Source organism: Bartonella sp. CE47NXGY (genome assembly GCF_042195415.1).
GTDB lineage: Bacteria > Pseudomonadota > Alphaproteobacteria > Rhizobiales > Rhizobiaceae > Bartonella.
Window position 1 is genome coordinate 1 of record NZ_JBHIOI010000041.1, and the last position, 5,112, is coordinate 5,112.

The window sequence follows — 5,112 nt, forward strand, 5'->3', positions numbered from 1 at the left end:
AGTTCTTCTTTTTGACGTTTAGCAAAACTTGTCTTTTCTCTATCCCAAGGAGTTTCAATCTTCTCTTTTTGTTGTTCCAAGCACTCTTTATTAAGATAAACGCCAAAAGCAATATTTTTGCCAATACCTTGAGAAACATCATCCCTTTTATTTTCTGTAAACTTGATAAGGTTCTTATAGATGAGTGCAGATAGATATTCTGAATTACCAAAATGTGCTTCAATTGACGCACGTGTCATTTCTTGTCGCTCAATACCCTTCCAGTTGATATGATAACCAGCTTCACGAGCCAGTTGCACCATAAATTCACGCTGAGTACGCCCATTCCCCTCTCGAAACGGATGCAACGCATTCAATTCGCCCATGTAATACCCAGCCCTTTGGCTAAAGTCATAAGCGCCAAGACCACGCAGATACTGTTCTTTTGCAAGCTTTTGCGTAATCTTCGGTGCATAACTTTCAATCTGATTATAACTAGCAAACATACTATTGCCTTTGGCAATATCCACTAAACGAACTTGTCCCGCCCATTCATATATGTCACCAAACAGTCTTCTATGAATCTCTTTCATGTAATTCAGATCAAACTTACCACCAATAGGAGTATGTACAAATTCGAAAGATTTTACATAAGAAATCGTAGATTCTACACGTTGCAGTGTGGCTTTGTCTTTAATACCAAGCCGATTATACATCACACCAGTTTCAGGATCAGTATAAGAATCACCGCTCCCCTTATACTTCTCCACGTTTTACCCTCTCCATATAATCTTTGAGGATATCACTTGTTTCAAGCTCTCCAATAATAACACGCTCCATTTGTGCAACAACCAGCGGATCTGGCTCTAATCCCTCTAAACGTTGGCTTGCCAATGCATTTTCAGCATAGAGGCGACGCAGCTTAAGTTCCTCTTCACTCAACATATTAAAACCCTCATTTGCTTACATTTATTATAGCCAAACAGACTATAGAAACAAGATTTTATTCCTTGTCTTACCCGCGTTACATCTTTTGACCTTGTACGCTCATACGCATGATTTAGCTCTTGTATACGTTTCTGTTGCAAAAACTTAACTGCCATTTGAAACTCTTTTATGCAATCTTGATCATGGGACTGTTGTTAAGGATTTTTTTTTGATAGATCATAATTTGTTTGCATAGCAAGCCAAGCACGTGCTGTGCTTACACCAGACATTTCAAGCCTAATAGCAAGATTAGCACTCATAGCGGCTTTTCCATTTAAAACTCTAGAAAGTGCTACACGAGATATACCAAGCTACTCTGCTGCTTCATTAAAGGATAAACCAAGCTCTTTGATCACATCTTCTCGCAATAATTCACTGGGATGTGAAGGATTCTTCATCATTGTTTAGACCTGCTTTTTGATGACAATCTAGATAATCAACCATTTCCACATCTATGCTATCAAAGCGAAATATTACGCAACAATTTCCATTTACAGTAATTGACTAATAATCCTTGAAATCACCCTTTAGCAGATGTAATTAAAAGGATGGATAACTCAAATCTTTTGGCGATACATCTCCTTCAAGAGCACTTAGAATACGCTTTAATTTTTGAGCATGGGCGGTTCTAATCCCTTCAGTCGTACCAGTATTATAGAAGGCTTCAATCCTTTTATGTTTAAATCTTAAAATTGTAAATGAATATAGAGTGTACCCTTCCAAGATACAAAAAATGTTCATTATTTTTACATCACACGGCTTTTTTTACTTTATAAACATTAGAACTGTCGTGAAAAAATTGCTCATTCTCATCTCTTTCTCATTATTCTACTAATTATTGGAAAAGTATAAGTTCATAATTAGGAGGAGCTAAACGTAATAGGAGCGTATCATATCTCCAATTGGCAGCGGCACTTAGAAACATCAAGATGATATAACCACAATGACCATTGCTGTTTGATGTTCATGGGGCGCTGCACCCGCTGTATATCGAGTAAAAAGAATGAATAACACTAATAACCCCCTACAAACTCTGTTAAACTAATAACCGGTTTACGAATAAGTAAAAGAAAAAGGAAAATCAAAAAAAGGCATATTTTTCATATTTTACGAACTATAGAGAAATCTATACGCATTGTAGTTATTAGAATTAGACTTTTCCCTTTTTTATTTAATTTGTTCGTAGATAGAGTATCCATTACCGTTATTACATCACTAACAGAGTTAATAATCATACCTTTTGTAATTGCCAAAATCCCGCATTAAAATCAGACCTTTATTCAAAGATGATCTGATAATTTTCTCAAAAAAATCAAGATTCCTCAAGTGCAGTCCCCATGCGTACATCATGATGAATAATAATATCCATCAACTCTGTCACGACAGTGTCCAATACTTCTCGTGCATCGCCTTCAGCCATAAGGCGGATAACCGGCTCCGTTCCAGAAGCGCGGATCACCAGCCGTGCCTCTTTTCCCAACCGCTTCTCTGCTTGATCAATGGCCGCTTTGACGGGATTTTTTTTCAAGATATTTTTATTTTTAATCGTTACATTTTTTAAAATTTGCGGTACAGGTTCAAACCGTTTACACAATTGGCTCATAGGGCTTTGACTTTCCTTCATACAAGCTAAAATCTGCAATGCAGCCACCAAGCCATCACCCGTGGTACCAAAATCACTAAGCACGATATGGCCAGAAGCCTCACCACCAACATTATATCCCTTTTGGCGCATGGCATCGACAACATAACGATCTCCAACTTTTGTCCTTACAAGGTGCAACCCTTTGCTATTCAAGAAACGCTCTAGTCCAAGATTTGACATAATCGTTGTGACAACACCATTGCACCGTAATCGTCCCATTTTATGCCAATTTTCAGCAATTACAGCAATCAACTGATCTCCATCAACCGTTTGTGCTTTTTCATCCACAATGAGAACACGATCTCCATCTCCATCAAGAGCAATCCCCACATCAGCACGCACTTCATGCACTTTTCGTTTTAAAGAGCTTAAATCGGTTGATCCACATTTTTGATTAATATTGGTCCCATTGGGTTCATCATGAATAGCAAAAACCTCAGCCCCCAATTCCCATAAAGCACGGGGAGCCGCTTTATAAGCAGCCCCATTGGCACAATCCACAACAATACGCACAGTATCTAAGCGAACATCACGCGGCAAAGTTCGTTTGGCATATTCAATATAACGATAAATATCCCCCTCAACCCGTTTTGCATAACCAATTTCGGCAGAACTTGCTAAAGATTTTGAAAGATCTGTATCGATCAATTGTTCAATTTTGGCTTCCATATCATCTGAAAGTTTAAAACCATCAGGACCAAAAAGTTTAATTCCATTATCATAGAACGGATTATGAGAAGCAGAAATCATCACCCCAAGATCCGCTCGCAAAGAGCGGCAAAGCATTGCAACAGCAGGGGTTGGCACTGGACCCAATAAAAAAGCTTCCATCCCCGCAGCAGTCAATCCTGAAACCAAAGCGTTTTCCAACATATAACCAGATAATCGTGTATCCTTGCCAATCACCACACGATGAGATTGATGTTGTGAGCGAAATAAAACCCCTACAGCCATCCCCACCTTCATGGCAAAATCGGGTGTCATAGGAAATGAATTGGCTTTCCCCCGAATTCCATCTGTACCAAAATATTTTTGCACCATGCCTCTTTCCTTTAATATATAATTCTTCCCTTGGCTTTTCCTTAAAATCCTAACAAGCCCCCTTGGTACAATAGTCCCCCCGCTCCCCGTATAAAATCAGATCATTGATCTAAACCTTCATGCATTTAAACAATCAAGCCCCCTATTCACCATCTACACATCTAAACCACTCTCAAGCAATTATGTTTACACCCTTCCACATAAAAGCAATATTATCTCCTCAAAATGCTCTATACACCCCTTTAATACAACCAACGGATAATCTCACACACTTGCTAAATCCGTAAAGAAACCCAGCACCAAACCTCATACCCTACAAAATCAGCAAGGAAATCTATCGCCTAACCTCACAACCCTACCACATTAGAAAAGCAACAGTCCACCTCGCCTTGTAGCATGCTAAAGCCGTCATAATACAACGGCTTTGCTTAATTTTTTGCTTCCATATTTTTGCAAATATTACAAGAAAGGCGCAAACAAAACTTGCGCCTTTCTCAAAAAAATTAGAAGTTTTCCTAAAACATCGTCACTCAAGCGATATTAAATAATTCTTATTTTTCTTTATCATGTCCCGCAGTATTGGACTTCTTTTCAGCATTACTTTTAGAGCGGTTGACTGATTTTGTGGTGCCTTTTGTGCTTTGCGCTTTTTTCTCAGTCTCATCCGATTGCACTTCTTTAGACTGAGCCTCCTTAGGCTCAACATTACCGGATTTTGCTGTTTTTTTCCCAACAGCTGCCTCTGCTTTGCCTGCCTCGCCTTTATCTGTCTCTGCTTTATGAAGCACTGTTTTAGGGGCTGCTTCAGCGCTTTTTTCATCTACCACTGTTGTCTCTGTCTTCATTTTTCCAGTTTTTGGAACAGAAGACCCCCGTGGCGCAGCACCCTCATCTTTCTGTGTGCGTGAAGGAGGCTTTCCTGCAATAACTTCGTTAATTTCAGCTCCCGTTAAAGTCTCATATTCCAACAAACCTTGTGCCAAAGCAAACCATTCTTTTCTTTTTGTTTTCAAAATGTTTGTCGCATTTTTATAGGCATCATCAATAAGCTTACGCACTTCCATATCAATCATGCGCGCTGTTTCTTCAGAGACATTTTGTGTTCGCGCAACAGAATGACCCAAAAAGACTTCATCTTGGTTATCGCCATAAGCTACATTTCCAAGCAGATCAGAAAATCCCCACCGTGTGATCATCGCGCGAGCTAATTTCGTTGCTTGTTCAATATCAGAAGAAGCACCAGATGTGATATTTTCCTTTCCAAACTTTAATTCTTCAGCCACACGTCCACCCATCATAATGGCCAGACGAGAAATCATCCACCGATAACTCATAGAATAGCGATCGCCTTCAGGCAATTGCATCACCATTCCCAATGCTCTTCCCCTTGGAACGATTGTTGCTTTGTGGACAGGATCAGCAACCGGCACATTAAGAGCCACAATAGCATGTCCTGCTTC

The 5,112-nt window shown here is 39.5% G+C and carries 3 protein-coding genes and 2 pseudogenes; all 5 read right to left on the reverse strand.

Annotation, left to right across the window (positions count from 1 at the left end):
• On the reverse strand, positions 1-749 hold a 749-nt coding region (locus ACFIL3_RS08325; RefSeq protein ID WP_375682064.1), incomplete at its 3' end, for a Fic/DOC family protein.
• The gene (locus tag ACFIL3_RS08330) at positions 736-924 is read right to left on the reverse strand and encodes an antitoxin VbhA family protein (RefSeq protein ID WP_375638282.1); all 189 of its coding nucleotides are present in this window, start codon (positions 922-924) and stop codon (positions 736-738) included. The genes ACFIL3_RS08325 and ACFIL3_RS08330, both read right to left, overlap by 14 nt.
• Before the next feature lie 197 nt (positions 925-1,121).
• Positions 1,122-1,367 (reverse strand): annotated as a pseudogene (locus tag ACFIL3_RS08335) (HigA family addiction module antitoxin).
• Positions 1,368-2,278: 911 nt separating this feature from the next.
• The gene (gene glmM / locus ACFIL3_RS08340) at positions 2,279-3,652 is read right to left on the reverse strand and encodes a phosphoglucosamine mutase (RefSeq protein ID WP_375668265.1); all 1,374 of its coding nucleotides are present in this window, start codon (positions 3,650-3,652) and stop codon (positions 2,279-2,281) included.
• Between the two features lie 551 nt (positions 3,653-4,203).
• Positions 4,204-5,112 (reverse strand): annotated as a pseudogene (locus ACFIL3_RS08345) (cell division protein FtsH); the annotation flags it as partial.

Bases quoted from the DNA above. Each gene is read 5' to 3' on its own strand.
- ACFIL3_RS08330 (WP_375638282.1), bottom strand. From the start codon at position 924: ATGTTGAGTGAAGAGGAACTTAAGCTGCGTCGCCTCTATGCTGAAAAT.
- glmM (WP_375668265.1), bottom strand. From the start codon at position 3,652: ATGGTGCAAAAATATTTTGGTACAGATGGAATTCGGGGGAAAGCCAAT.